Annotated in this window: 21 protein-coding genes; 5 read left to right on the top strand and 16 right to left on the bottom strand. The window is 69.2% G+C overall.

Features of this window, described 5'->3' with window-relative positions; genetic code table 11:
• Positions 1-11: 11 nt before the first annotated feature.
• From DOE79_RS18865 to rsmI, 16 genes are all read right to left on the bottom strand, one after another.
• Positions 12-2,618, bottom strand: a complete 2,607-nt coding sequence (locus DOE79_RS18865) for a hypothetical protein (RefSeq protein ID WP_120339821.1) — start codon at positions 2,616-2,618, stop codon at positions 12-14.
• Positions 2,615-4,264: a phosphate ABC transporter substrate-binding protein PstS gene (gene pstS / locus DOE79_RS18860; protein ID WP_245977016.1), complete on the bottom strand. Its 1,650-nt coding sequence runs from the start codon at positions 4,262-4,264 to the stop codon at positions 2,615-2,617. Before pstS ends, DOE79_RS18865 begins: the two co-directional genes overlap by 4 nt.
• Positions 4,261-5,481: a phosphate ABC transporter permease PstA gene (gene pstA / locus DOE79_RS18855; RefSeq protein WP_120339820.1), complete on the bottom strand. Its 1,221-nt coding sequence runs from the start codon at positions 5,479-5,481 to the stop codon at positions 4,261-4,263. The genes pstS and pstA overlap by 4 nt, the downstream gene beginning before the upstream one ends.
• 2 nt (positions 5,482-5,483) lie before the next feature.
• Positions 5,484-6,524, bottom strand: coding sequence for a phosphate ABC transporter permease subunit PstC (gene pstC / locus DOE79_RS18850; protein ID WP_120339819.1), 1,041 nt, complete (start codon positions 6,522-6,524; stop codon positions 5,484-5,486).
• A gap of 154 nt (positions 6,525-6,678) precedes the next feature.
• Positions 6,679-8,448, bottom strand: coding sequence for a protein kinase domain-containing protein (locus tag DOE79_RS18845; protein ID WP_120339818.1), 1,770 nt, complete (start codon positions 8,446-8,448; stop codon positions 6,679-6,681).
• Positions 8,445-9,257, bottom strand: coding sequence for a lytic murein transglycosylase (locus DOE79_RS18840; RefSeq protein WP_245977015.1), 813 nt, complete (start codon positions 9,255-9,257; stop codon positions 8,445-8,447). Before DOE79_RS18840 ends, DOE79_RS18845 begins: the two co-directional genes overlap by 4 nt.
• On the bottom strand, positions 9,254-9,808 hold the full coding sequence (locus DOE79_RS18835) for a hypothetical protein (RefSeq protein WP_120339817.1): 555 nt from the start codon (positions 9,806-9,808) through the stop codon (positions 9,254-9,256). Before DOE79_RS18835 ends, DOE79_RS18840 begins: the two co-directional genes overlap by 4 nt.
• 146 nt (positions 9,809-9,954) lie before the next feature.
• Positions 9,955-10,614 (bottom strand): methionine ABC transporter permease, encoded by a 660-nt coding sequence (locus DOE79_RS18830; protein WP_066596656.1) that lies wholly within the window; start codon positions 10,612-10,614, stop codon positions 9,955-9,957.
• Positions 10,615-10,616: 2 nt separating this feature from the next.
• The gene (locus DOE79_RS18825; RefSeq protein WP_120339816.1) at positions 10,617-11,657 is read right to left on the bottom strand and encodes a methionine ABC transporter ATP-binding protein; all 1,041 of its coding nucleotides are present in this window, start codon (positions 11,655-11,657) and stop codon (positions 10,617-10,619) included.
• Between the two features lie 70 nt (positions 11,658-11,727).
• Complete coding sequence (locus tag DOE79_RS18820; protein ID WP_245977014.1) at positions 11,728-12,636, bottom strand: MetQ/NlpA family ABC transporter substrate-binding protein; 909 nt, start codon at positions 12,634-12,636, stop codon at positions 11,728-11,730.
• A 255-nt stretch (positions 12,637-12,891) separates the two neighbouring features.
• Positions 12,892-14,697, bottom strand: a complete 1,806-nt coding sequence (locus DOE79_RS18815; protein ID WP_120339815.1) for an ABC-F family ATP-binding cassette domain-containing protein — start codon at positions 14,695-14,697, stop codon at positions 12,892-12,894.
• A 49-nt stretch (positions 14,698-14,746) separates the two neighbouring features.
• Positions 14,747-15,682 (bottom strand): 4-(cytidine 5'-diphospho)-2-C-methyl-D-erythritol kinase, encoded by a 936-nt coding sequence (locus DOE79_RS18810; protein ID WP_120339814.1) that lies wholly within the window; start codon positions 15,680-15,682, stop codon positions 14,747-14,749.
• A gap of 59 nt (positions 15,683-15,741) precedes the next feature.
• Positions 15,742-16,635 (bottom strand): 16S rRNA (adenine(1518)-N(6)/adenine(1519)-N(6))-dimethyltransferase RsmA, encoded by an 894-nt coding sequence (gene rsmA, locus DOE79_RS18805; RefSeq protein WP_120339813.1) that lies wholly within the window; start codon positions 16,633-16,635, stop codon positions 15,742-15,744.
• Positions 16,632-17,588: a TatD family hydrolase gene (locus DOE79_RS18800; RefSeq protein ID WP_181445836.1), complete on the bottom strand. Its 957-nt coding sequence runs from the start codon at positions 17,586-17,588 to the stop codon at positions 16,632-16,634. Before DOE79_RS18800 ends, rsmA begins: the two co-directional genes overlap by 4 nt.
• Positions 17,581-19,143 (bottom strand): methionine--tRNA ligase, encoded by a 1,563-nt coding sequence (metG, locus tag DOE79_RS18795; protein WP_120339812.1) that lies wholly within the window; start codon positions 19,141-19,143, stop codon positions 17,581-17,583. The genes DOE79_RS18800 and metG overlap by 8 nt, the downstream gene beginning before the upstream one ends.
• Positions 19,144-19,212: 69 nt before the next feature.
• A complete protein-coding gene (rsmI, locus tag DOE79_RS18790) occupies positions 19,213-20,088 on the bottom strand; it encodes a 16S rRNA (cytidine(1402)-2'-O)-methyltransferase (protein ID WP_066596665.1) in 876 nt (291 codons plus the stop codon).
• Between rsmI and DOE79_RS18785 the strand changes: the two genes are divergently transcribed.
• The 5 genes from DOE79_RS18785 (at position 20,087) to DOE79_RS18765 (ending at position 26,026) form a co-directional block, all read left to right on the top strand.
• On the top strand, positions 20,087-21,673 hold the full coding sequence (locus DOE79_RS18785; protein WP_120339811.1) for a dolichyl-phosphate-mannose--protein mannosyltransferase: 1,587 nt from the start codon (positions 20,087-20,089) through the stop codon (positions 21,671-21,673). The genes rsmI and DOE79_RS18785 overlap by 2 nt on opposite strands.
• A 190-nt stretch (positions 21,674-21,863) precedes the next feature.
• The gene (locus tag DOE79_RS18780; protein WP_120339810.1) at positions 21,864-22,964 is read left to right on the top strand and encodes a fatty acid desaturase family protein; all 1,101 of its coding nucleotides are present in this window, start codon (positions 21,864-21,866) and stop codon (positions 22,962-22,964) included.
• A gap of 76 nt (positions 22,965-23,040) precedes the next feature.
• Positions 23,041-24,093, top strand: a complete 1,053-nt coding sequence (locus DOE79_RS18775; RefSeq protein WP_120339809.1) for a YeiH family protein — start codon at positions 23,041-23,043, stop codon at positions 24,091-24,093.
• A 65-nt stretch (positions 24,094-24,158) separates the two neighbouring features.
• Positions 24,159-25,460 (top strand): O-acetylhomoserine aminocarboxypropyltransferase/cysteine synthase family protein, encoded by a 1,302-nt coding sequence (locus tag DOE79_RS18770; protein WP_120339808.1) that lies wholly within the window; start codon positions 24,159-24,161, stop codon positions 25,458-25,460.
• Entirely contained in the window at positions 25,457-26,026 is a 570-nt protein-coding gene (locus tag DOE79_RS18765) for a CoA-binding protein (RefSeq protein WP_120339807.1), read from the top strand. The genes DOE79_RS18770 and DOE79_RS18765 overlap by 4 nt, the downstream gene beginning before the upstream one ends.
• Positions 26,027-26,058 lie beyond the last annotated feature (32 nt).

Here is a 26,058-nt window from a genome sequence, read left to right as displayed (position 1 = left end):
GTGGTGACGCATCAGAGTCGCTTTCGTCTGATGCGCGAAATCATGGGGACTGCTCCGGCGGCCGCGAGGCCTGAGAGCAGTCCGGCCGGAACGGCAGCGGCGACAGGTCCGACGTCGGGATCGTCCGGCGTCTTCGCCCCCAGCAGCGGCCCCGCCTTCGTCCCCGTGGCCGTGGGATCGGTGGCCGCGGCGACGGTGGCCGCCACGGCGGCCACCGCGGCCGTGCCGCTGGCCGCCGCGGCAGGGCGGGCCGCTGTCACGCCAGTGGCCGCCGCGGCCGGTGCGGGAGTGGGGCTCGGCACAGCGTTCGGGCTGATCCCCTGCTCGATGGCCGTCGCAGCGACCAGGGCCTGGTCGACCCAGCTCGTCGGCATCGGCGCGTACCCCGCGGGCAACTGGCCGATCCCGGTGCCCGGCTTCTGGCCGTCCGTGGCTGCATAGCGGATCAGGTTGGCGAATTTGGCCCGTTGGACGGCATCCGTTTGCAGCGGATTCAACGCCGCGTAGACGGGCATCGTGAGGGGGTAGGCGGTGCCGGCACCGGCCGCCGCGCTCGAGGCCGGGTCGAACTCCAGCACCGCTGGCTGCTGGGGCGCCGGGGTCATCGCCGCGGCTGCGGCCAGCATCGCGTCGGAGTCCGGGGCGACGTATTCGCCGGCGGGGTTCAGCAGGGACGCCGTGACGTTCTGGTACCGGGCTGCTGAGCCGGCGGTGCTCAGTCCGATCACGCCTTGCTCGCCGACCAGGGAACGGATGGTCTTCAGGTACTTCGGCGGGGTACTGGTGGAGTCCCAGCCGCCGAGCTGGAGGCCGTCGCCTCGAAGCGTGAGGTAGGCGCCGTTCTCGAAGCCGCTGGTGTACGGCCGCCAGGTCACCAGGTTCACCGGTCCGACGCCGTTGGATCCCTCGGTCGCCGCCTTCTCCACAGGGTCGGCCTTGGGAAAGTTGTCCCGGGGCAGGACGAAGCCGGTGCCCGTCGGATTGACGTCGGCATTGGTGGAGTACCACGGGTTGACGATCATGCCCCACTTATCGGCGGTGCCGTCCAGGAAGGCGACCGCATCGGCATCCGCCATCACGTACCGCCACAGTTGTGTGGCCAGATCCGACCGCCCCGACGGGGTCAGGGCGTCGGCGAGGGAGACACTGTTGAGGTCCTGCGCCGCCCACTCAGGATCGTTGATCGCCAGGAAGTCGGGGTCGGTGGTGATGTTCCGCGCATTCTTGCCCGGGTGCTGGAAGTCGATGTAGTTGATGTGGCTGAGGTCGGCGCCCGGTGGCAGCGCCGAGGTGTACGACGCCGTCAGCAGCTTCGCGATCAACCGCGGGGTCAGGTTCAGCGATGTGAAGGACTGGGTCTCCCGGTCCGCGTACGCCGGGTCGATGTCGGGGATCGGTTTCACTCTGCGGTCGATGGCGAAGGAGATCGTGACGCCGGACAGGCCCACCGGCGCGTACTGCAACGGATCCGCGGTGGTGACGCTGGAGGGCAGCGACGTGAGGGCCAGCGGGCTGGGCACCGTTCCGCTGGCCTTGGCCAACACGTCGGCCTCGTTGCCGGTGCTCAACACGAACGCGGAACCTGTTGCGCCGGCGCAGAGATTGGGTTGCCAGGACGAGACCGCTCCGGCGATGAGTTCGCTGCCGCCGAGCTGCGCTTCGGCGCTGCCGATCTCACAGCGCACGCCCACGGGCTTGAAGTCCAGTTTCACGGCGACGTGATGCTGCCAGGCATCCCAGAACAGGCCGGGCCTGATGATCTGGGAGACTCCGGAGTCGCCGGTTCCGCGGGGGATGATCACCAGCCAGCAGGACTGTCCGGTGGTCTCCTTCCCTGGCACGATCACCGGCTGGCCGCAGCCGAGGCCGGGCGACTGCATGGAGGTCTGCATCTCGAACTTCACCGAGCCGTTGCCGGCGTCGTCGGAGCCGGCCCATTTCACCTCGTTGGAGGTGTACTCGGTGAAGAATTCGTTCTTGTTGACGTCGACGGTGGTGTCGTGCACCCGCTCGCCCTTGTCGTTGAGGACCACGGAGGAGATGACCGTCGTCTTGTCCGCCGCCCGGAACGGGATCGAGGTGTACGGCGGGTTGGCGAAGCCGGAGCCGGGAACCGTGTACTGCTCGTCTTCCGGCGCGATGTTGGGGGCCAGACCGGTGTCGGGTTCCCCGGGGTCGGGCTCGACGTTGGCTTCGACATTGGAATCCCGTCCCACGTTGGGGAACGCGCCGTACTGGCAGGTGGTGCGGTCGGGGTGGCCGGCATGCTCCGGGTCGTCACCCCAGCACTGGGCGATCTGGAGAAAATTCTCGCCGCCCACATTGCCCTGCGGCCGCACCGACTTCTTGCCGCCGGTCCAGCTGACCAGGATTCCCTCTGAGGTCAGGTCGGCGGTCTTGGAGACCGTCACGGCGAGGTCGGGCATGGGGGCGTCGGCCGGGTCGAGCTCGTAGTCGGAGGCCTTCACCGTGACGGCGCTCGAGGTGTCGGCGATGGCCGGGGTGGCACCGAGCGACCCGAGCGCGGTGACGGCGACGCCCACCAGTAGACCCACGATGATGCCGCTGGCGCCCGCGCGAGTCCAGACCGAGGCTTTCGGGGCGGCGTGGCGGCTCATTTGACACCGTCCTTGCCGCCGCGGGGAGCCAGACGTCGCCAGAACACCGGCGGCAGCACCGCCGCGCCCACGAGGAGGAGGGCGGCCAGGAGCATCAGCGACTGCTGCATCCCCCAGCCGTCGTCGGACAACGCGAACGGTGTCGCCACCGCACCGGCCAGGCTGGACCCTGCCACTGCACCGGAGACCAGGGCACCATTGGCGTCGTACACGGCCGCCGCTCCGGTCGCACCGGCAGCCGCAGCGGCGGCGTCAGTCCCGGTTGCGGCGTTCTCAGCGGCCGGGCCGCCGGTGGCGCTCCCGCCGGTTCCACCCCCGGAGATCGGCGTCTCGGCCACGGCACCGGCCGTTCCGGTGGTGCACTGGTTCGGCCCGACCTTGTCGCAGTCCTGCGGTTGGGCCGCGGTGAGCGCGAGCAGGTTGCTCGACGGTGAATCGCCGGGCTTGAACGTTGGGTTGTTGCACTTGTTGATGTCGACCCCGGTGGTGTCGGCACCCGGGATCTTCTTGATCTGGTCGAAACCGGCGAGCACCAGGTTCATCGGCAGCGGGGAGTAGCCCAAATCCGCGGCCTGCTGCTGGCCCTCGCAGAGCATGTAGTTGGCGAACGCGCCGAGGGTGACGCCTTTCTTGGCGGTGAACACCCCACCGACCTCGGTCGGAACGATCATGTACGAATAGCTCGAGAGCGGATACGTGCGGGCGTCGCCGCTGTTGTAGACGCCGTCGAGCACCTGTGTCAGGTAGCTCGGCCCCGGGGTCTGGTCGATCTGGGCCGTCGTCAGGGCGACGGCCACCGAGGACGCCGTGGGCTCGACGTAGTAACCCGACTGGTTGAGGACCTTAGCCACGGGGAAGCCGGACTCCAGGGCGTAGGAGTACTCGACGTAGGTGATGGCGCCTTCGCCGTAGTCCTGACTCACGTAGCCGGCCACGCCGGAGGACAGGCTCTGCGCCTTGGCGTTGCCGAAGGTGGGGTACTGGGAGGTGAGCCCGCACGGTACGGGACGGTTGACCGAGGCGCAGAACGCATTCCAGATGTCGGGGTGCTGCTTGGACATCCACAGGGTGAACTGGGCCGTGGAGCCGGACCCGTCCGAGCGGACGACGGGGACGATGCCCTTGTCCGGCATCGCCAGACCCGGGTTGTCGGCCTGGATCGCCGGGTCGTTCCAGTTGGTGATCCCGCCGGTGAAGATCTTGGTGACGACCTCCCCGCTCAGGCGCAGGTTCGACACCCGCACCCCGTTGATCTTGAGGTTGTACATGAAGGAGGTACCGCCGGCGACGATGGGCATGTACGCGTAGCCCCGCTCCGGTTTCTCCGGCGCCGTCCCGTTTTCCGGGGCGAGCTGGAACGGGACCTCGCTCACCGCGAAATCGACGAGTCCCGCGATGTAGTCGCTGCGGCCCGCCGACGAACCGGCACCGTTGTAGTTGACGGTCATCCCGTAGTTCGAGGCGACGTTGGTGCGCCACTGGTCGAGCGCGTTCTGTGACCACGTGGAACCGCTGCCCGAGATCGGGTCGTAGGTCACCGCTTGCGCGGGAAGAACACCGGTCACGCTCACCACCAGCGCGGCGAGCAGGGCAAGCAGGGTGCGGCTGGCGCGGATGGCGCGGATCCGCCGGGTCTCAGGCGTCACGAGGACGACTCCTTTGTATCGTTCGTATCGGGGGTAGTGGTCTTCTCGGCGCTGATCAGCTCGAAACGCCGGTCGCCCTGGATCGTGATGCGGTGCAGGTCGCGCAGTGACGCCGCCACCACTCTCTGCTGCTGCCGCACGGTGAGGTCGCCCGGCGCCCGGCCGCCGATGAGCCGGGCGATGGCGAACAGCGTCAGGACCAGCAGGATCAGCACCGCGGCGGTGCCGAAGCCGCGGGCGATCATGTTGGGCTCCGGCGACTTCACGAAGTCGAAGACCTGCAACGGCAGGGAGATCATCGGGCCCTCGAACGGGTTCGTGTTGACCACGGCCGTGACCCCAGAGGTGAGCAGCACCGGGCTGGTCTCACCGATCCCGCGGGCCGTGCCGAGGATCACGGCGGTGGCCAGCCCCGGCCGCGCGGTGGGCAACACGACATGCCAGATGGTGCGCCACCGGGTCGAGCCCAGCGCGTAGGCGGCCTCCCGCAGGTTGCCGGCCACCAGGCGCAGCACGATGTCGGATGCCCGGATCACGATGGGCAGCATCATCACGGTGATGGCCATCGACGCGGCGAAACCCGACCGCTGGTGGGTGATGAGCACGATGATCGCCGAGTAGACGAAGAGCCCCGCGACGATCGAGGGCAGCGCCGTCATGGCATCCGAGATGGTGCGCACGAACCTGGCGAAGCGGCCGCCGACCTCGTTGAGGAACAGGGCCGTGAGGATACCGAGCGGAACCGTGATGACCAGGGCCATGCCGATCTGCATGAGCGTGCCGAGGATGGCGTGCGCGATACCGCCCATCTCCAGCCCGTCCAGGGGCCCGGCCTTCTCCATGCTCTGTGTGAAGAAGTTCAGGTGCGGCAGAGCCTCCTGGCCGCGCACCAGGGTGAAGGCCACGACGAACACCAGCGCGCCGAAGAGCACCACGCCGGCGCTGGTCAGCAGCACCGCCATCACCCGGTCCTTCACATCCTGGAAGTCGGAGGTGATGCTCACCAGCAGCGCGTAGAAGCCGATGAAGGCGAGGAACGCCACCAGGGCCCAGCCCAGCCCGCCGGACAGCGGCGTGACCCAGCCGAAGATGAGCGTGGACAGTGCCAGGCCTGCGGCGGCGGCGCCCAGCAGGTTGAACCTGTCGTCGACGCGTGCGCCGCGCACACGGCGGCGCGGGCCGATCGGGGCGCCGTCCGGGGAGGGGATGAAAGTCATGATCAGCTGCTCTCTGCCCCGGAGCGGGAGCGGGCCACGATGGACGAGGCCGTGAAGTTGATGACCAGGGTCACCAGGAACAGGACGAGGCCGGCGGCCATCAGCGCGGACAACCCGAACTCGCTGGATTCGCCGTAGCGCAGGGCGATCAGCGCTGACACCGAGTTGCTGCCGGTCTTGAGTACCTGCCAGTTGATGGTGAAGATCGGCGAGATGATCATGTACACAGCGATGGTCTCGCCGAGGGCCCGGCCGAGGCCCAGCATGGTGCCACCGATGATGCCGCCGCGGCCGAACGAGAGCACGACAGAGCGGATCATGCCCCAGCGCGTCGAGCCGAGCGCGAACGCGGCCTCGCGCTCGCCGATGGGCGCCTGCGAGAAGGCCTCCCGCATGACCGATGTCGTCGTGGGCACGACCATGAGTCCGACGACGAGTCCGGCGATGAAGGCCGAGGAGGTGAACGCGCTCGATTCGGTGAGCGCGCCGCCGGTGGCGTTCGAGACCCTGAAGAACGGGATCCAGCCGAAGTACGTGGAGATCCAGCTGGCCACCGGGACGACGTTGGCCTGGAGGAAGAAGACGCCCCACAGGCCGAAGACCACGCTCGGCACCGCGGCCATCAGGTCCACGAGGGTCACCAGCGTGGATCGCAGGCGTCCCTGGGCCACCTCGGAGATGAGCAGGGCGGTTCCCAGGGCGAGCGGCACGGCCACGACCAAGGCGATCACGGCGATGGTGACGGTGCCGAAGAGCACCGACGCGATGCCGAACACCCGGGACTCGGGTGACCAGTCCTGCTCGGTGAGGAAGGAGAAGCCGGCCACCCCCAGGGCGTTGGAGGCGCGGATCGAGAGGAAGACGCCCACGGCCAGCATGATCGCCACGGTGATTCCACCGGCGGTGAACGCCACGGAGCGGAAGACCGAATCCGACACGGACGGCTTGGAGACGAGCGCGCGACGGCGCTCCTTCTCGAGCGGGAACGCCTCGGTGTGCGGCGCTGTGCGCGCCGGCGAGGGGGCGTTGATCGTGCGTGACATGGATGTCCTCGGGAGTGACAGGGGTGGGAGAGGGCGTGGTCCGGGGTAAGCGGCTTCGGCCCGAGAGACATGGTTGGGTTGCCGGGTGAATTCCGCGCGTCGATTCAGCAACCAAGCCATGGACACGGTGTGTGGACTTGGCGTCGGCGCCCGGTCAGCCCGCGGGAACGGGTGTGGGTGTGCCGGAGGGTGTGCCGGAGGGCGACGGGACCGGGGTGGGGGTACTCGTCGGCGTCGCCACGGGGCCCGCCACCGTCAGTGTCACCGTTGTCCCCAGCCGGACGATGGCATCGTGCGCGGGCATGCTGGCCAGCACGGTGCCGGGGGCAGCCGTGGCATCCGGACGGGTCTCGATCGCTGTGAGGAAACCCGCGTTCTGCAGGGACGATGTCGCGTCGGCCTGACCGAGACCGAGGGTGGCCGGCACCGTGTTCGAGCCGGACGACACCGTCACGGCGACGAGCTCGCCCGGGTCCAGCCAGGAGCCCGGACCGGGGTTCGCGGCGAGCACGGTGTCCGCGGCCCGCACCGATTCCCGGGTGCCGATCGCTCCGAGCCGCAGCCCCGCAGCCTCGAGGGCGGCCCGGGCCTGGCCGAGCGACAGATCGGTGAGGTCTGGCACCTGGATCGACGGATCGACGACGACGACGGCGGGTGGCGTGGTCGGGGCAGGCTCCGCGGGGGCGCTCGCCGACGCGGATGGCGTGCTCCGCACGGCGACGGTTGACCCCGCCCCGTCACCGACGGCAGCGACCCAACCTGCCGCCACGATGCCGAGCACGAGCACCGGGGTCAGCCACCGGCCGACCATCCGGCCCCGTCGTGGCGGGCGGAGACGGCGATCAGGCATGGACGGGGCCCGGGGTGCGCCGACGGGGACGGTCCGCGGCAGTACCGTGGTGCGGCCGTCATCCGGTACCGCGCGGACCCCTGGCTCCGGCGTCACCTCGCCTGCCGCGGCGCCGAACCGGCGGGTGTGGTCGTCGCCCGGGCGGGAGGAGCCGGAGTCGTCGGCGGCCAGGATGGCCTCCCGCATCTGATCGGCGGTGGCGAACCTGTCCTCGGGGTCCTTCAGCAAGGCCCGTACGACGATCCGGTCCACCGATCGCGGGATGCCGGGCCGGGCCACCGAAGGGACCGGCGGCGGGGTGAGGGCATGGGCGCGCATGACGGCCGCCGTCGTCGCTCGGGGGAACGGCGGGCGTCCCGTCAGAGCGAAGTAGAGCACACCACCCACCTGGTAGATGTCGCCGCGCTCGTCGACAGGCCGGCCGGCCGCCTGCTCAGGAGAGAGGTAGTTCACGCTGCCGAGCACACCGACGATGGCGCCGGCGCCGGCGCCGGCCTCAGGATCGGGCGTCGCCCCCGCCTCGCTGCGCAGCACATCTCGGCCCGTGGCCGTCTGACCGGCGGCATCGGCCAGGCCGAAGTCGAGCAAGCGCACCCCGGCCACCGGCAGGAACCCGTCGGCCTCGGGGGCGATCATGATGTTCGCCGGCGACACGTCCCGGTGGATCAGGCCGGCGCCGTGCACCGCGGCCAATCCCCGCAGCACCGCCAGCGCGAGAGTGAGGGCATCCGCAACCGGCAGCGGGCCGGTTCTCTCGACGTGCTCGGCGAGGGTGTGGCCGGGGGCCAGCTCGAGCGCGATCCAGGCGAGTGGGTCGTTCTCGTCGTCGTGCACCCCGGTGTCCAGGACCGCCACGACATTGGGATGCCGCACCCGCTCGGCCTCGTGCGCCTCCCGGAAGAACGCCTCGCGCAGCCGAGGGCTGCGGGACAGCTCGGGGTGCAGGATCTTGAGGGCCATGGCGTCGCCCGTGCGGGTGTCGACGGCGGCGAAGACCGACGCCGATCCACCGCTGCCCAGCAACGGCCCGAGCCGGTACCGCCCCGAGACGAGGCCCGTGTCCGTGCCCGTCACGGCATCCGCAGAGCGAAGCCGTTCGCCGTCGCGGCAACGAGGTCGACGTAGCTGTCGACGTGGTTGTACGAGTAGACGGCCGCGCGCCAGGCCGCTGGAGTCGAGAGGTCACCGGTGTCGCAGAGGTACCGTGCGGTTGTCAGGGCGGCATCGTCGATCTGCTGCGGGTCGGCCACGCCGTCACCGTTGCCGTCGGCCCCCCAGTCCGACCAGGTCGCCGGGATGAACTGCAACGGCCCCACGGCCCTGTCCCACCGCGCGTCGCCGTCCCAGACCCCGGCATCCGTGTCGGGGAAGGCGTCGTACACGGTTCCGTCCAGGAGTGGCCCGTAGATGCCCGGCGCAGTGCGTCCGTCGGGCCCGATCGCTGAGGCACCGTGCCGGCCATGGTCGGACTCGATGGCGCCGAGCGCCGCCAGAGTGGTCCAGCCCAGGCCGCAGCCCGGTTCTTCGCCCGCCAGACGCAGCGCGGCGCCGGCGTAGCCCAGCAGCGCCCGCTGGGGGATGCCGGTGGCCGCCGCTGCCGCACGCGCCCAGTCTGCCGAGACCACTGCCGTGTCCGGGGTGAGTCCGGCCGGGGCGCTGGCCGGTGCATCCTCCGGCAAGCCGACGGAGGTCCCTGGTGCGGTCTCCGGCAGGAGGACCGCGGGCACCGGGGCCGGGGCGGTGGTCGCCGCCTGGCCCGCCACGGCGCCGGATCCCCCGCCGGGGAGGGCCGACACAAGGAGCCAGGCGGCCAGGACCAGGAACAGGCCCAGCGGCAGCCACTCCAGCCAGCGGATTCGCCCGGTCGCCCTGACCCCGCTCACCAGGACCCCGCCAGCTCGGTGTCGCCGGTCGTCCGGCGGGGGCGGCGGGCACCGGGTTCCACCATCCGGCGGGGGTCCTGGGTGACAACTGCGTTCCGTAAGGCCGCCAGCGCGCCGGCACAGGCATCCCGGGTGGTGGAGGTCGTGCCGTACCAGCGCCCACTCGTCATCACGGCGACGTCGTCGACAGTGACCACCCAGCCGTGCGTGCCGGAGGTCGGCCCCGTCACGGTCGTCGCGATCATCCGGTCCACGCCGGCCTGCAGTTCGATCACATGCGCTCGGGCGAGACCGAAGGTCGCGTAGACGGAGGAGCTTCGTCCGAGCTCCCGACTGTTTGAGGCGAGCAGGCGCCAGATCCCCGAACGCGCAGCCCAGGCGCCGTCGGTGGCCGTCTCACCCCGCCAGTCACCGCGGCGCGCGGTGCGCGGCGGCCGGTCCGTCGCGACCTCGCCGGCCTGCAGGTGACCGCGGAACGACAACCACCCCTGCAGCCGCGGGTCGGCAGCCGAAGTGAAGGAGGAAAAGACCACGCTGGCGCTCGTCGACACGCTGCTCCTCGAAACCTGGTGACACTCGGTTTGAGGACTTCGCTTCGTACCTCAGCGAGAACATTCGTGGCACGACGTGTACGCCAGGACCCGCTTGGCTGAACGAGGGATGTACGGTGGCTGAAGGAAAGCCGAAGGTATTGCGGTCAGCGGCGCAGGGCCTTCCGAGCCAGCCAGTTGCCGAGGAACTGCACGAGCTGCACGAGCACGATGATCAGCAGCACGGCGGCCCAGGTGACGATGGGGTTGTACTGCCGGTAGCCGTAGAGCAGCGCGAAGGCGCCCAGCCCTCCGCCGCCGACATAGCCGGCCACGGCGGACATGTCCACGAGCGCCACGAAGATGAAGGTGTACCCGAGGATCAGCGGGCCGAGAGCCTCGGGCAGCAACACCGTGAAGATGATACGCACGGGACCCGCGCCCACGCTGCGGGCCGCCTCGATCACGCCGGGTGACACGGTGAGCAGGTTCTGCTCCACGATGCGTCCCATGGCGAAGGACGCGGCCAGCGCGATGGTGAAGATGATCGCGTTGTTGCCGATCCCGGTGCCCACGACGGCCCGGGCCAGGGGTTGCGCTGCGGCGAGGAAGATGATGAACGGGATGGGCCGCACCGTGTTGACGAGAACGTTGAGCACCGCGAAGACCGGTCGGTTGGCCAGGATGCTGCCGGCGCGGCTGAGGTAGAGGCCGAGCCCGATGAGCAGGCCGCCGAGACCGCCGAAGAGCAGGGTGAACCCGACGATGTACAGGGTCTCCCCCGCGGCTTTCCAGAACTCGGGCTGCAGGTCGATGAGGGAATCCATGGTCAGCGCACCTCGGTGACGGTCGTGAGCGCGCGGACCCGGTCGAGCGCTGAATCGATGGTCGCGTCGTCGCCGGTCAGCGCGAGGGTGAGGTGGCCGAATGGGCGCCCCTGGATTTCGTTGATACCGCCGTAGACCACCTGGAACCCGACACCGTCGCGGGACAGCTCGCCGAAGACCCGGGTCTGGTCCACGGCATCCGTGCGGAACGCGAGGGTCACGATCCGGCCGGTGTGGCGGGCGCGGAGCACGACGAGCTCGGCCGCCGACGGCACTCCCTTCACCACGGTGGAGACGAACCGCGCGGATGCGTCCTGTTGCGGGTTGGAGAACACGTCGAACACGTCGCCCCGTTCGATGATCCGGCCCCGGTCCATCACGGCGACCTTGGTCGCCAGCGTCTGGATGACGTCCATCTCGTGGGTGATGACGATGATGGTCACGCCGAACTCCTGGTTCACCCGCTTCAGCAGTTCGAGCACCTCGTGGGTGGTCTCGGGGTCGAGCGCGCTGGTGGCCTCGTCGGCCAACAGCAGGGCCGGGGACGTCGCCAGGGCGCGGGCGATACCCACCCGCTGCTTCTGCCCGCCGGAGAGCTGGTCGGGGTAGGCGCCCGCTTTGTCGCCCAGGCCGACGAAGTCGAGCATCTCTGCGACCCGCTTGGTGCGGGCGGCCTTGTCCCGGCCGGCGACCTCGAGCGGGTACTCCACGTTGCGCGCCACCGAGCGGGAGTTCAGCAGGTTGAACTGCTGGAAGATCATGCCGATCCCGAGCCGCACCGGGCGAAGCTCCCGCTCGGGCAGGCCGGCCACGTCCCGGCCGTCGATGAGGATCTGCCCGGCGGTGGAGCGTTCGAGCACGTTCACGAGCCGCACCAGGGTGCTCTTGCCCGCCCCGGAGTAGCCGATGATGCCGTAGACGTCGCCGGCGTCGATGCGGAGGCTGACGTCGTCGATGGCCGTGACATCGGGTGCGCCCTTGACGGTGGCCGGGTACACCTTGCTGACGTTCTTCAATTCGACCAGGGGGCTTGGTGCGGACATGTACGATCCTTCGATTGCAACGGGAAAGCCGGCCGGCCCGCACTCAGCGGGCCGACCGGCCGGGTGGAGCCTACTTCTGGGCCGCCGTGTCCTTCTCGACCGTGGCCAGGGTGGCCTGCAGGTCGGCTGCCGGCGTCGTCGCCAGCACGGCTGAGCCGCCGGAGACCTCGAGCACGCCGTCGGTGACGGTCTTGGTGTTCTGGTAGATGTCGACGAGCTTGGTGTAGGTCTCGTTGTCCTTGTCCGCCGCGCGCACGGCGAAGACGTTCACATACGGAGCAGCGAAGTCGTCGGCCGGGTCGTCACGGATGAGGGCGTCCTCGAAGGAGAGACCGGCCTTCTCGACGAAGTCGTTGTTCACGACAGCGGCCGCCACGTCGGGCAGCGAGGTCGCGGTGAGGGAGGGCTCGAGCGCCTTGACGGTGACCTTGGATGCGTCGGTGTCGACGTCGTCCAGGGTGGAGAAGATCGTGCCGCCGTCCTTCAGCGTGATGAGATCGGCGCTCTGCAGCAGCAGCAGCGCACGGCCCAGGTTGCTGGAGTCGTTGGGCACGGCGACGGTGTCGCCCTTCTTGATGTCGGTCACGTCGGTGACCTTGCTGGAGTACAGGCCGAGCGGGTAGATGGCCGTGGCCCCGATGGGCGTGAGGTCTTCGCCCGCGGAGACGTTGTAGTCGGCCAGGAACGCCAGGTGCTGGAACTGGTTGATGTCGATGTCGCCGTTCGTCAGCGCCGGGTTGGGCTGGTTGTACTCGGCGAAGTCCACGATCTCCACGGTGATGCCCTCGGCAGCGGCGGCCTCGGTGTAGTCGGCCCAGTACGGGTCGCTGGCTCCGACGACGCCGATCTTCACGGTCTCATCGTCGCTGCCGCCGGCCGCGCCGGCGCAACCGGCGAGCAGGGTCAGGCTGGCGCCGATGGCCAGAACGCTCAGGAGGCTCTTTTTTGCGCTGTACTTGTTCACTTCGGTGTTCTCCACGTCTCGGTCGCTGTGTGTGTGCGCCACGCACGACGAAGCGAGAGCTGGCACAGGGCATCCACGGGGTACTCGCGTGGGGATTCTGTGCCGCAACGTCGCGTGGCACTCTTCTACGGTAAGCGAAGGACGCTCGACAGCTGAACCGCGCGGACACAGTTCGTCACAGATACTTCGACGAACGCCGCCCAGTCACAGGATCTGCGAGCTGGGCGGCGGGTCAGCGAACCGGGCCCCCGCCCGGGTGAAACAGGTGACTCACTTTTCGAGCAGCACCGAGAGTTCCACCCAGCGGGTTTCGAAACCCGCAACGGCGTCTTCGGCCGCGGTGACCTCGGCCTGAAGCTTGCCCAGTCCGGTGTAGTCGCTCTGGTCGTGCGCGGCGAGACTGTTGTGCAGTTCCTTGATCTTGGCCTGCTGCTTGGCCACCTTGCGGTCGATCGAGGCGAGCTCCTTCTGGGCGTTCCGGAGCTCGGCACCGCCGAGCGCGGGCTTGCCGGAGCCCTTGGCCGCGGCGGAGGTCGGCGACGCCGCATCCGCCGTGAAGGAGCCGCCGGCGACCTGGCGCTTGCGCAGCTCCAGGTACTGGTCGACACCGCCGGGCAGATGGTGGAAGCCGCCGTCGGAGACCGCGTACTGGTTGTCGGTGACGCGCTCGATGAGGTACCTGTCGTGCGAGACGACGAGCAGCGTGCCGGGGAAGGAGTCGAGCAGGTCTTCCATGGCCGCGAGCATATCGGTGTCCAGGTCGTTGGTGGGCTCGTCGAGGATGAGCACGTTCGGCTCGTCCAACACGATAAGCAGCAGCTGCAGGCGACGCTTTTGGCCACCGGAGAGGTCCTTGACCTGGGTGGAGAGCTGCGCGCTCATGAAGCCCATGCGCTCGAGCATCTGGCCGGGCGTGATCTCCTTGCCGCCGGCCATGTACGACGTGCGCTGGCGGGCGATGACGTCGCTGACCCTGTCGTTGCGGATGTCGTCCAGCTCGAACAGCTGCTGGGTGAGTACGGCGACCTTGATGGTCTTGCCGCGCTTGACCTTGCCGGTGTCGGGCGTGAGCGTGCCGGCCACCAGGTTGAGCAGTGTGGACTTGCCGGCGCCGTTGACGCCGAGGATGCCGGTGCGCTCGCCCGGTGCGATCAGCCAGGTGATGTTGTTGAGCACGGTCTTCTCGCCGAAGGTGACCGACACGTCGACGAGGTCGACCACGTCCTTGCCAAGGCGCTGCATGGCCATCGACTGCATCGACACGGTGTCGCGGGGCGGCGGCTCGTTCTCGATCAGTTCGTTGGCGGCGTCGATGCGGAACTTGGGCTTGGCGGTGCGGGCGGGGGCGCCGCGGCGGAGCCAGGCCAGTTCCTTCTTCATCAGGTTCTGGCGCTTGCCCTCCATCACGGCGCTCATCCGGTCGCGCTCGACGCGCTGCAGGATGTAGGCGGCATAGCCGCCCTCGAACGGTTCGATCAGACGGTCGTGCACCTCCCAGGTCATGTTGCAGACCTCGTCGAGGAACCACCGGTCGTGGGTGACGACCACGAGGCCGCCGGAGTTCTGCGCCCAGCGGTTCTTGAGGTGGCCGGCCAGCCAGGCGATGCCCTCTACGTCGAGGTGGTTGGTGGGCTCGTCGAGGAAGACCACGTCGTGGTCGCCGATGAGCACCTGGGCGAGGGCCACCCGGCGGCGCTGGCCACCGGAGAGGTCGTCGACGAGGGTGTCCCAGGGGATGTCGCGCACGAGGCCCGCGATCACGTCGCGCACCTTCGAGTCGCCGGCCCAGACGTGCTCGTCGATGCCGCCGACGATGGTGTGGCCAACGGTCTGGCCGTCGACGAGGTCGTCGGACTGGTCGAGCACGCCGATGGTGACGCCGCGGCGGCGGGTCACCCGGCCTGAGTCGGGCTCCATGCGGCCGGCGAGCAGGCGCAGGAGGGTGGACTTGCCGTCGCCGTTACGGCCGACGATGCCAATGCGGTCACCCTCGTTCAGTCCGGCGGTGACGCTGTCGAAGATGACGCGGGTGGGAAATTCAAGGTGCAGGGACTCGGCCCCGAGCAAATGTGCCATAGGGTTCGAGCCTAGCCGTCGCAGCTGAGTGCCCCGACCGCCGATGCCGCTAGCTCGTCAGGATACGGGCGCCGTGCACGGGCCCGGTGGCGCGAACCACGTGCAGCCGGGCGGCGCTCAGCGCCACCTGCAGCTCGAGGCCCGCGTCGGCGTCGGGCACGAGGAACGCGACGGTGGGGCCGGATCCGGAAAGGATGCCCGCCAGCGCGCCGTTGGCCTCACCGAGCTCCAGTACCCGGCCCAGTCCCGGAGCAAGGTGCAGCGCCGGAGCCTGCAGGTCGTTGTGCATCGACTCGGCGAGCATGGCCGGGTCGCCCGCGCGCAGGGCCTGCAGCACGTCGGCGTCGACGGTGGGCTGCGCCTGGGCGGGGAAGATGTCCTGCGCGTGCCGGGTGCGGTGCCGGTCGAGTTCGCTGTACACCGAGGGGGTGGACATACCGAACTCGGCCAGGGCGAGTACCCAGTGGAACTGGCCCTTGGCCAGCGCCGGGCTCAGCTGGTCCCCTCGGCCCGTGCCGATCGCGGTGCCGCCCGTGAACGCGAACGGAACGTCGGCGCCCAGGGTCGCGGCAATCCTGAGCAGTTCGTCCTTGCCGAGGTCGGTCTTCCAGAGCGCATCACAGGCCAGCAGAGTGGCCGCCGCGTCCGCCGAACCGCCGCCCATGCCGCCGGCGATGGGCACGTTCTTGTCGATCTGAAGGTGCACGCCGCCGCGGAATCCGGTGGCCGTTGCCAGAGCGCGCGCCGCCTTGATCGCGAGGTTGCTGCCGTCCACGGCCAGGCCGGAGGTGTCGACGGAGCCGGTGAACTCGACGCTGAAATCGTCGGCCGCCCTGGCGCGCACATCTTCGTAGAGGGAGACGGCCTGGAACGCCGTGGCGAGATCGTGGTAGCCGTCGTCCATCACGGCCCCCACCTTGAGGAAGACGTTGATTTTGCCCGGTGCCCTCGCATGCACAACCGGTGAGGTCGCCGTGTTGGTCATGGAACTAACCTAGCCCAGCGGCGCGCGGCGCTCGGCGCACCCGCCCGTGCCGAGCCCGCTCAGGAGGAGGTCCAGGCCCGGGCGATGGTGAGGAAGTCGTCCACCGTGAGCTGTTCGCCACGTTCGGTGGGGTCGATCCCCGCAGCAGTGAGCACGGCCGTGGCCTGGGCCGAGTCACCCAGCACCGTCGACAGCGACTGCCGCAGCATCTTCCGGCGCTGCTGGAACGCACCGTCGACGAGCGCGAACGTGGCCAGGCGCAGCTCCTCGGATTCGAGCTCCTCCGTGCGCCGCTCGAAGGCGATGAGGATGGAGTCGACGTTGGGGACCGGCCAGAACACCTGCCGGCTCACCTTGCCGGCCGTGCGGAACCGGCCGTACCAGGCGGCCTTCACACTGGGGCTGCCGTAGATCTTGGACCCAGGGGCGGCGGCGAGCCGTTCGCCCACCTCGGCCTGCACCATCACCACGCCGGCGCGGATGGACGGGAAGTGCTCGAGCAGGTGCAGCAGCACCGGAACCGACACGTTGTAGGGCAGGTTGGCGACGAGCCGGGTGGGCGCCCCCGGCAGCTCGGCGATCTTCAGCGCGTCGGCGCGGATGACGGTGAGCTGGGCGGCCGGCTGCATGAGCCGCACGGTGAGCGGCAGCTGCTCGGCGAGGCGGTCGTCGATCTCCACGGCCACGACCTCCGCGCCGGCCTCGAGGATGCCCAGGGTGAGCGAGCCGAGCCCCGGACCGACCTCCACAACGGTCTCGCCGGGCTGCACGGCGGCGACCTTGACGATGCGTCGCACGGTGTTGCCGTCGATGACGAAGTTCTGGCCGAGCTTCTTGGTGGGATTCACGCCGAGCATCTCGGCGAGGTCGCGGATCTCGGCCGGGCCGAGCAGCGTCGGTGCGGCCGGAGCGTGCGCCGGCTCGTGGGCGGGTGTGGGGGCTGAGTCGGTCATGCGAGGCCTCCGGCCGGGCTGGTGCTGGGGTCTCGGCGTGTGTCGGTCAACACCACGGGTTCCGCATCCCAGCGGCCGTAGACGAGTTCGGTGTTCGAGGTGATCTGCGCGGCGAGCACCGAGACATCCGTGTGCAGATGCGCGGCCATGGCGCGCAGGGTGTGCGGCAGCAGGTACGGGGCGTTCGGCCGGCCGCGGTGCGGCGTGGGGGTGAGATACGGGGCGTCGGTCTCGACCAGGAGCAGGGCGCGCGGGGCCACGTCGAGCGCTTCGCGCAGGGTGGCGGCGTTCTTGAAGCTGACCGGCCCGGCGAACGACATATACCAGCCCTGGTCGGCGCAGAGCCGGGCCAGCTCGGCGCCGCCGGAAAAGCAGTGGAAGACGGTGCGTGCGGGCGCGCCGACCCGCAGCAGGGTCTCCACGACCTCGTCGTGGGCGTCCCGGTCATGGATCTGCAGCGCCAGGCCGTGCCGCTTGGCGATCTCGATGTGGGCCTCGAAGGAGCGGAACTGCGCGGCCCGGCCCTCCGGGGCGGTCCGGAAGAAGTCCAGGCCGGTCTCGCCGATCGCGACCACCCGGGGCCGGGCGGCGAGCTCGTCGATCACGGCCAGGCCCTCGTCGAGAGTGCCGGCGGCTTCGAGCTCGGGCGCCTCGTTGGGGTGGATGGCGACGGCGGCGAGCATCCGCGGCTCACGGGAGGCCGTCTCGGCCGACCAGCGCGAGGTGGCCACGTCGGTGCCCACCTGGATCACACCGCGCACGCCCACGCTCGAGGCGAGGTCGAGCTGCTCGGCGACCGTCAGCGGGGTGAGGCCATCCGAGATTTCCAAATGGGTGTGGTTGTCGTGGACGCCCACGATGAGGGGCTCTGGGGCGGGCGGGTAGACCAGGTCGCGCCCGGTGCCCGCCTCTCGAGCCCGGATGTGGGTGGTTTCGGCGGGCTCGTTAGCCAACAGTGGCCTCGATACGCGGGAACAGGGCAGCGAGCGGCGACACGTGGGTGCCGCCGGTCCATTCCCAGGCCCGGTCGATGCGTGCGTCCTGCACGTCTCCGGCGCCGCCGAGGGCGCTCCACAGCGTGGCGGTGGCCTGCGGCGTCACCGGGGAGAGGAGCACAGCGAGGGTGCCGAGCCCCCGCACCACGGTGTGCAGCACGGTTTCGAGGCGTTCCCGGTCGTCGGGGTTCTTCGCCAGTGCCCACGGCTCCTGAACGGTGATGTACCCGTTGAGCTCGTCGACGAGTTCCCACACTGCAGCGAGGGCGTCGTGCAGGGCGAGCCTGTCGATGGCCTCGTTGGCGGCCTGGGTGACCCGGATGGCGGTGGCGTGGATGGCGGCATCCGCTTCCGTGGGCTCACCGCCGGCCGGGATCTCGCCGTCGCAGTAGCGCACGACCATGGCGATGACGCGGGAGGCCAGGTTGCCGAAGCCGTTCGCCAGCTCGGACTGGTAGCGGGCGGAGAGGTCCTCCCAGGAGAACGAACCGTCCTGGCCGAAGCTGATGGCGCGCATGAAGTAGTACCGGAACGTGTCGGAGCCGAACACGTCGGTGATCTGGTTCGGGGCGATGCCGGTGAGCTTGGACTTGCTCATCTTCTCGCCGCCCACCAGGAGCCAGCCGTGGCCGAACACCTGGGTGGGCACCGGGAGTCCTGCGGCCAGCAGCATGGCGGGCCAGATGACGGCGTGGAAGCGCAGGATGTCCTTGCCGACGATGTGCGTGGCCGGCCAGAGGCGGCTGAACTTCTCATCGTCCTGGCCGTAGCCGGCGGCGGTGATGTAGTTGAGCAGCGCGTCGAACCACACGTAGACCACGTGGCTGTCGTCCCAGGGCACCTTGATGCCCCAATCGAAGCTCGAGCGCGAGATCGACAGGTCGCTCAGGCCCTGCTTGACGAAGGAGATGACCTCGTTGCGGGCGGATTCGGGCTGGATGAAGGTGGGGTTGGCCTCGTAGAGGGCCAGCAGCTGGTCGGTGAAGGTGCTCATCCGGAAGAAGTAGTTCTTCTCGTGCAACAGCTCCACGGGGATGGAGTGGATGGCGCAGACCTGCTGGCCGGTGTACTCGCCGGTGCCGTCGACCAGGTCGCCGGGCTGCTTGTATTCCTCGCAGCCCACACAGTAGAAGCCCTCGTACTCACCCGTGTAGATGTGGCCGGCGTCGAAGAGGTGCTGCAGGAACTTCTGCGCGTTCACCTCGTGGCGCTCGTCGGTGGTGCGGATGAAGTCGTCGTTACGGATGTCGACGGTCTCCAGCAGCGGCTTCCACGCGGTCTCCACCAGACGGTCGGCCCACTGCTTGGGGGTGACGCCGTTGGCGGTGGCGGTGCGCAGGATCTTCTGGCCGTGCTCGTCGGTGCCGGTGAGCAGCCAGGTGTCCTCCCCCCGCTGGCGGTGCCAGCGCGCGAGAACGTCCGCCGCCACCTCCGTGTAGGCGTGCCCGATGTGCGGGACATCATTCACATAGAAAATAGGCGTGGTGATGTAGAAAGAATTGCCGTCGGACATGCTCACATCTTATGGGGACCCGCGGAGATGTCCGACCCCGTTACGCCGTGCGGCAGGCTCGGCGCCCGGTCAGGACAGCGGGAAATCGGGCTGCGGCTCGGCCTTCCGGCGGGTCGACCCGGCCTCAGCGGAGCGGCCCGTGAGGGCGGCCTCGTAGAGGTCGCGCTTGCCCAGGCCAGAGGCGGCGGACACGTCGGCCGCGGCGTCCTTGAGCCGGGCTCCCGCGGCGACGAGGGCGAGGACCTCCTCGACGCCCGTGGCCAGGTCGAGCACCCGCGCTTCGGCGCCCGCGACGACCACGCAGATCTCCCCGCGCACGCCCGCCTCGGCCCACTCGGCCAGTTCGGCGGCGGTGCCGCGTTTGACCTCTTCATAGAACTTGGTCAGCTCCCTGCAGACCACCACACGCCGGCCGGCGCCGAGCACGGCGGCCAGGTCGGTCAGCGACGCGGCCAGCCGGTTGGGCGATTCGAAGAAGACCATGGTGCGACGCTCTGTGGCCACCTCGCGCAGGGCCTGCATCCGCTCACCGTGCTTGCGGGGCAGGAAGCCCTCGAAGGTGAAGCGGTCGGTGGGCAGCCCCGACACGGCCAGTGCGGTGAGCACGGCCGACGGGCCGGGCAGCGCCGTGACGGTGACGCCGGCCGCGATGGCGGCATCCACCAGGTGGAAGCCGGGGTCGGAGACCGTGGGCATACCCGCGTCACTGAGCACGAGCAGGTCGGTGTCGCGGGCCAGCTCCACGAGCTCGGCGGCCTTGCCACGCTCGTTGTGGTCGTGCAGCGCGATCAGCCGGGGCCGGTTCTCCACCCCGAGGGCCTTGAGCAGGTGCACGGTCACCCGGGTGTCCTCAGCGGCGATCACGGTGCTCGTGCGCAGCGCCTCGATGAGGCGGGTCGAGGCGTCCCCGAGGTTTCCGATGGGGGTGGCAGCCAGAATGATCATGGTCACAGTCTCGCATCCCGCTCCCCCGACCACAGCGGCTCACTACGATGGTCAGGTGCTGCTCACCCTGCGATCGACCGACCGTTGGCCCGCCCTGTGGACCCACCGGTGGGTGCGTCTGGCCGGCCCCGCCCTGGTGCTGCTGCTCGCCGCCGTCCTGCGCTTCGTCAACCTCGGTCACCCCGGCTCCCTCGTATTCGACGAGACCTTCTATGTGAAGGATGCCTGGAGCCTGTTCAACAACGGCTACGAGTCGACCTGGCCGGATGGCGCGGATGCCCTGTTCGCCGCCGGGCAGAGCAATATATTCGGTACCGCACCGTCGTTCGTGGTGCATCCTCCGCTCGGCAAGTGGCTCATCGCGCTGGGCATGGCGGCCTTCGGCGCCGACAACCCGTGGGCCTGGCGCATCGTCACGGCACTCATCGGGGTACTCGCCGTCGCCCTGCTGATGCTCATCGCGAAGAAACTGTTCGGCTCGGTGCTGTTGGCCACGGTCGCCGGTTTCCTCTTCGCCATCGACGGCAACGCCATCGTGATGAGCCGCGTGGCGCTGCTCGACAACTATGTGATGTTCTTCGCCCTGCTCGGGTTCGGTGCGGTGCTGATGGACCGCGACCACCATCGGGCGCGCCTGGGCGCCTGGCTGAACGAACGGCGGGACAACGAGGTCGAGCCCACCTGGGGCCCCGCGCTCTGGTGGCGCCCGTGGGTGTTCGCCGCCGGGCTCGCCTTCGGGCTGGCCTGTTCGGTGAAATGGTCCGGGGTCTACTTCCTGGCCGCGTTCGGGATCTATCTCGTCGTCGTCGACGCCCTGGCCAGGCGCCGGGCCGGTCTGCCGTTCTGGATCAGCGGGTCCATCCTCAAGCAGGGCCCCGTGACGTTCCTGCTCATGGTGCCGGTGGCCGTTGTCACGTTCCTGATCTCCTGGACGGGCTGGTTCGTCACCCGCGGCGGGTACTACCGTGACTGGGCCGACCAGGCCGGGCAGGCCTGGACCGGGGCGCTGGCCTGGGTGCCGCACTCCGTGCAGAGCTTCTGGCACTATCAGAACGCCGCGTACGCGTATCACGTGGGCCTGGTCACGCCGCATCCGTACCAGGCCAACCCGCTCACCTGGCTGGCGATGACGCGCCCCACAAGCATGTACTACCAGGGCAGCAGCCTGGGCGAGAGCGGCTGCGGGTACACGACGTGCTCCGAGGCCATCACCGGCATCGCCAATCCGCTGATCTGGTGGGCCGCCGGCGTCGCGATCCTCTACCTCGTCTACCGGCTGGCGCGGTACCGGGAGTGGCGCGTCGGCCTGATCCTGATGGGTATGGTCGCCGGCTACCTGCCCTGGCTGATGTACCTGAACCGCACGGTCTTCCAGTTCTACACGATCGCGTTCGAGCCCTACCTGCTGCTCGGTCTCACCTTCGTGATCGGGCTGCTGATCAAGTCCGGCGCCGGGCGCACGATCGTGGTCGTGTTCCTCGTGCTGGCGACCCTCGTGAGTGCATTCTTTTTCCCGCTCTGGTCCGGCGCGCAGGTGCCGTTCGCGTTCTGGCAGGTGCACATCTGGCTGCCGAGCTGGCGCTGACCGGCACAAACGGAATTATTGCAGTCAGTGCAGGCGGGCGAACGTATGCCAATATTGGAATACATCCCCTGTTAAAGGCGTGTGAATTCGGGGCGTTTCAGGGGAATCGCCCCGTAGGATGGCCGGTATCTGCTTGACGAGTGTTTGCTCTACAACCGACTGAGAAGTCCAGATACAAACCAAAGGCCTCATGTCGGAAGCATCTGCCGCACCCACGGTGCGTATTGTCCGCACTCGCAAGGGTGGCGACTCCAAGAATCCCACCACCGAGTACTCCTCCCTGCTGCACACCGTGCGCAATCTCGGCCTGCTGCAGCGCCGCACGGGCTTCTACTGGGGCATGTTCGCCGCCCTGGTGCTGATCACCGCCGGCCTGGGCGTGGGCTTCGTCCTGCTCGGTGACTCCTGGTACCAGCTGATCATCGCCGGCGTGCTCGGCCTGATCCTCACCCAGTTCGCCTTCCTGGCCCACGAGGCCTCGCACCGCCAGGTGTTCGAGTCCGGCCCGGCCAACGACCGGGCCGGCCGCATCCTCGCCAACCTCTTCGTCGGCATCAGCTACGCCTGGTGGATGACCAAGCACAGCCGTCACCACGCCAACCCGAACGTGGTCGGCAAGGACCCCGACATCGACCCCGACTTCATCGTGTTCCGCGAGGAAGACGCCGCGAAGGTCAACTGGATCACCTCCTTCCTGACCCGCAAGCAGGGCTACCTGTTCTTCCCGCTGCTCACCCTCGAGGGCATCAACCTGCACATCCAGGGGTTCAAGACCGTCTTCGGCAAGGGCAAGGTCGACAAGCGCTGGCTCGAGATCACCATGCTCACCAGCCGCATCGTGCTGTACTTCGCCGTCATCTTCTACTTCCTGCCGCTGGGCATGGCGTTCGCGTTCATCGGCGTGCAGATGGCCGTCTTCGGCGTGTACATGGGGGCGTCCTTCGCGCCCAACCACAAGGGCATGCCGCAGCTGCCGCACGAGAGCAAGGTCGACTTCCTGCGCCGTCAGGTGCTCACCTCCCGCAACATCCGCGGCGGTACCGTCATGGACACCTTCATGGGCGGCCTGAACTACCAGGTCGAGCACCACCTGTTCCCGAACATGGCCCGACCGCACCTGCGCAAGGCGCAGGAGATCACCAAGGAATACTGCGAGTCGAACAAGATCCTCTACACCGAGACGGGCCTGTTCGAGTCGTATGGCATCGTGATCGCCTACCTCAACAAGGTGGGCCTGGCCGCGCGCGACCCGTTCGACTGCCCCATGGTGCAGCGCTTCCACCACCGCTAGCGCAGAACCGGCTCGCGAACACAGCCCCAAGAATCCCCGCCGGATTCTTGGGGCTGTTCTCGTGGGTCGCGGCCGGATGGGTATGGTTGAGCGGGTGTGGATCTGGGGAATTGCGGCGGCCGCCGGGGCCACGCTGGTGGCGTGGGCCGTGCACAGCATCGTGCCCGCCGTGCCCCTCCTCACCGTCGCCGTGGTCCTCGGGATCGTCGTGGGGCAGCTGCCCGTGCTGCGCCCTGCCGTCACCGGCGTGCTCAAGCCCGGACTCTCCGTGGCGGCCAAGCGCCTGATGCGGCTCGGCGTGGTGTTGCTCGGGCTCAAACTCAGCCTCGTCGACATCGCCGGTCTGGGCTGGCTCACCATCACGACCACCGTGCTCATCGTCATCCTCACCTTCTTCGGCACCCTCTGGCTCGGCCGCAGGATGGGCCTGCCCGGGCACCAGCCGCTGCTGATCGCCACGGGCTTCGCCATCTGCGGCGCCTCCGCCATCGGCGCCATGAGCGGCGTGGTCAAGGCCAAGGACGAGGAGACCGCGACCCCGGTGGCGCTCGTCACCCTGTGCGGAACCCTGGCGATCGGCGTGCTGCCGCTGCTCTGGCATCCGCTGGGTCTGACCGACCTGCAATTCGGCCACTGGGTGGGCGCCGGCGTGCACGATGTGGGCCAGGTCGTGGCCACCGCGCAGATCGCCGGCACGGCAGCCCTCGCCGTAGCCGTGGTGGTCAAGCTCACCCGGGTGCTCATGCTGGCCCCCATCGTGGCGAGCGTCGCGGTCTACGAACGCCGCCGCCAGGCCGTCGCGGTGTCCCCGGCCGGGACCGGCCTGCCGCAGTCCGACGGCACCGCCGCCGCCACCACGACCGCCGCCGGGCGTCCCCCGGTGCTGCCGCTGTTCGTGGCCGGGTTCCTGGCCCTGGTGCTCGTGCGCACGCTCGTTCCGCTGCCACCGGCTGTGCTTGGTGCCGCCGACCTCGCCCAGACCGTGCTGTTGGCCATGGCCCTGTTCGGGCTGGGTACCGCCGTGCGCCTCGGCTCGCTGCTGCGCACGGGCGGGCGGGCCCTGGGCGTGGGCCTGGCCTCCTGGCTGCTCATCGCAGTCCTCGCGCTGGGCGCCGTGCTGATCAGCTGAGCCGGGTTGCACTGTGTTACGCCCGGGACCGCGCCAGCCGGCACCGGCCCGGTAGCGTACCCTCCATGGCAGATCGCGAGTACGGCTTCAGCACCAGGGCAATCCACGCCGGCAACATCCCCGACGCCGTCACCGGGGCACGGGCGCTGCCGATCTACCAGACCAGTGCGTTCGTCTTCGACGACACCGCGGATGCCGCCGCTCGCTTCGCCCTGCAGAAGTACGGCAATGTGTACTCCCGGCTGGCCAACCCCACCGTGGCCGCGTTCGAAGAGCGCATCGCCAGCCTCGAGGGCGGCCTGGGCGCCGTCGCCACCGCCTCGGGCCTGGCCGCGCAGTACATCACCTTCGCCAGCCTCGCCGGTGCCGGCGATCACATAGTCTCCAGCGCCAACCTCTACGGCGGCTCGATCACCCAGCTCGACGTGACCCTGCGCCGGTTCGGCGTGGAGACCACCTTCGTTCAATCCGCCGACCCGGCGGACTACGCCGCGGCGATCACCCCGAAGACCAAGCTGATCTTCGCCGAGACTGTGGCCAACCCGTCCGGAGAGGTCGCCGATATCGAAGGCCTCGCCGCCGTCGCCCACGCCGCCGGAATCCCCCTCATCATCGACTCCACCATCGCCACGCCGTATCTCTGCCGGCCCATCGAATGGGGTGCCGACATCGTGATCCACTCGGCCACCAAGTTCCTCGGCGGCCACGGCACCACCCTCGGCGGCGTCGTGGTGGAGAGCGGCCGGTTCAACTGGAACAGCGAGAAGTTCCCGCTGTTCACCGAGCCCGTGCCCAGCTACGGCGGCCTGGAATGGTCGGGCAACTTCGGCGAGTACGCGTTCCTGACCCGGCTGCGCGCCGAACAGCTGCGCGACATCGGTCCGGTGCTCGCACCGCACTCCGCGTTCCTGCTCGCCCAGGGCGTCGAGACCCTGCCCTACCGGCTGCAGGCGCACGTGAACAACGCCCGAACGGTGGCCGAATGGCTGGATGCCGACCCCCGCGTCGACTTCGTCAACTGGGCCGGCCTGCCCAGCCACCCGCACTACGAGCGCGGTCTCAAATACCTGCCCAAGGGGCCGGGCTCGGTCTTCAGCTTCGGCGTCAAGGGGGGCCGAGACGCCGGCCGCACCTTCATCGAGTCCGTCGACCTGGCCAGCCACCTGGCCAACATCGGCGACGCCAAGACCCTGGTGATCCACCCGGCTTCCACCACGCATGCGCAGCTCAGCGAGCAGCAGCTCGTCGACGCCGGCGTGCTCGCCGGGCTGGTGCGCATCAGCGTGGGCATCGAGGATGTCGATGACATCATCTACGACCTCGACCAGGCCCTGACCCTCGCCAGTGCCACGGGAGGCGCCGCATGAGCGCCGAGACCGAGCAGGTGCAGCTGACCAATGGGCTCAGCTGCAGCGTGCCCACGAACTCCCCCTTGGCCAAGCTGCTGCGCACTCAGCGCACCTGGGAGGGACCGGACGCCAAGGCGCGCCTGGGCATCCTGCGCTCGGCGAAATCGGTCGCCATCGTGGGCGCCTCCCCCAACCCGGCCCGCTCGAGCTACTTCGTCGGCACCTACCTGCAGCAGTCGAGCGACTACCGGGTCTACTTCGTCAACCCGCGCGCCGACACCATCCTCGGCCAGAAAGCCTACCCCGACCTGGCCTCGCTGCCGGAGGTGCCCGACATCGTCGACGTGTTCCGCAAGGCCTCCGACATTCCCCAGGTCGTGGACGACGCCCTCGCGGTCGGCGCGAAGACCGTCTGGGTGCAGCTGGGCATCTGGAACCAGGAGGCCGCCGAGTACGGCGAGTCGAAGGGCCTCACCATCGTGATGGACCGCTGCATCAAGATCGAGCACGCCCGCTTCCACGGCGGCCTGCACCTGCTCGGCTTCGACACCGGGCAGATCACGGCCCGCAAGACCATCCGGTAGCCGCCCGGCGACGCCGCCCGCGTACGATGGAG

Source organism: Cryobacterium soli, assembly GCF_003611035.1.
In the GTDB taxonomy this organism is placed as follows: domain Bacteria; phylum Actinomycetota; class Actinomycetes; order Actinomycetales; family Microbacteriaceae; genus Cryobacterium; species Cryobacterium soli.
This window is presented reverse-complemented; position numbering and strand designations above follow the sequence as displayed.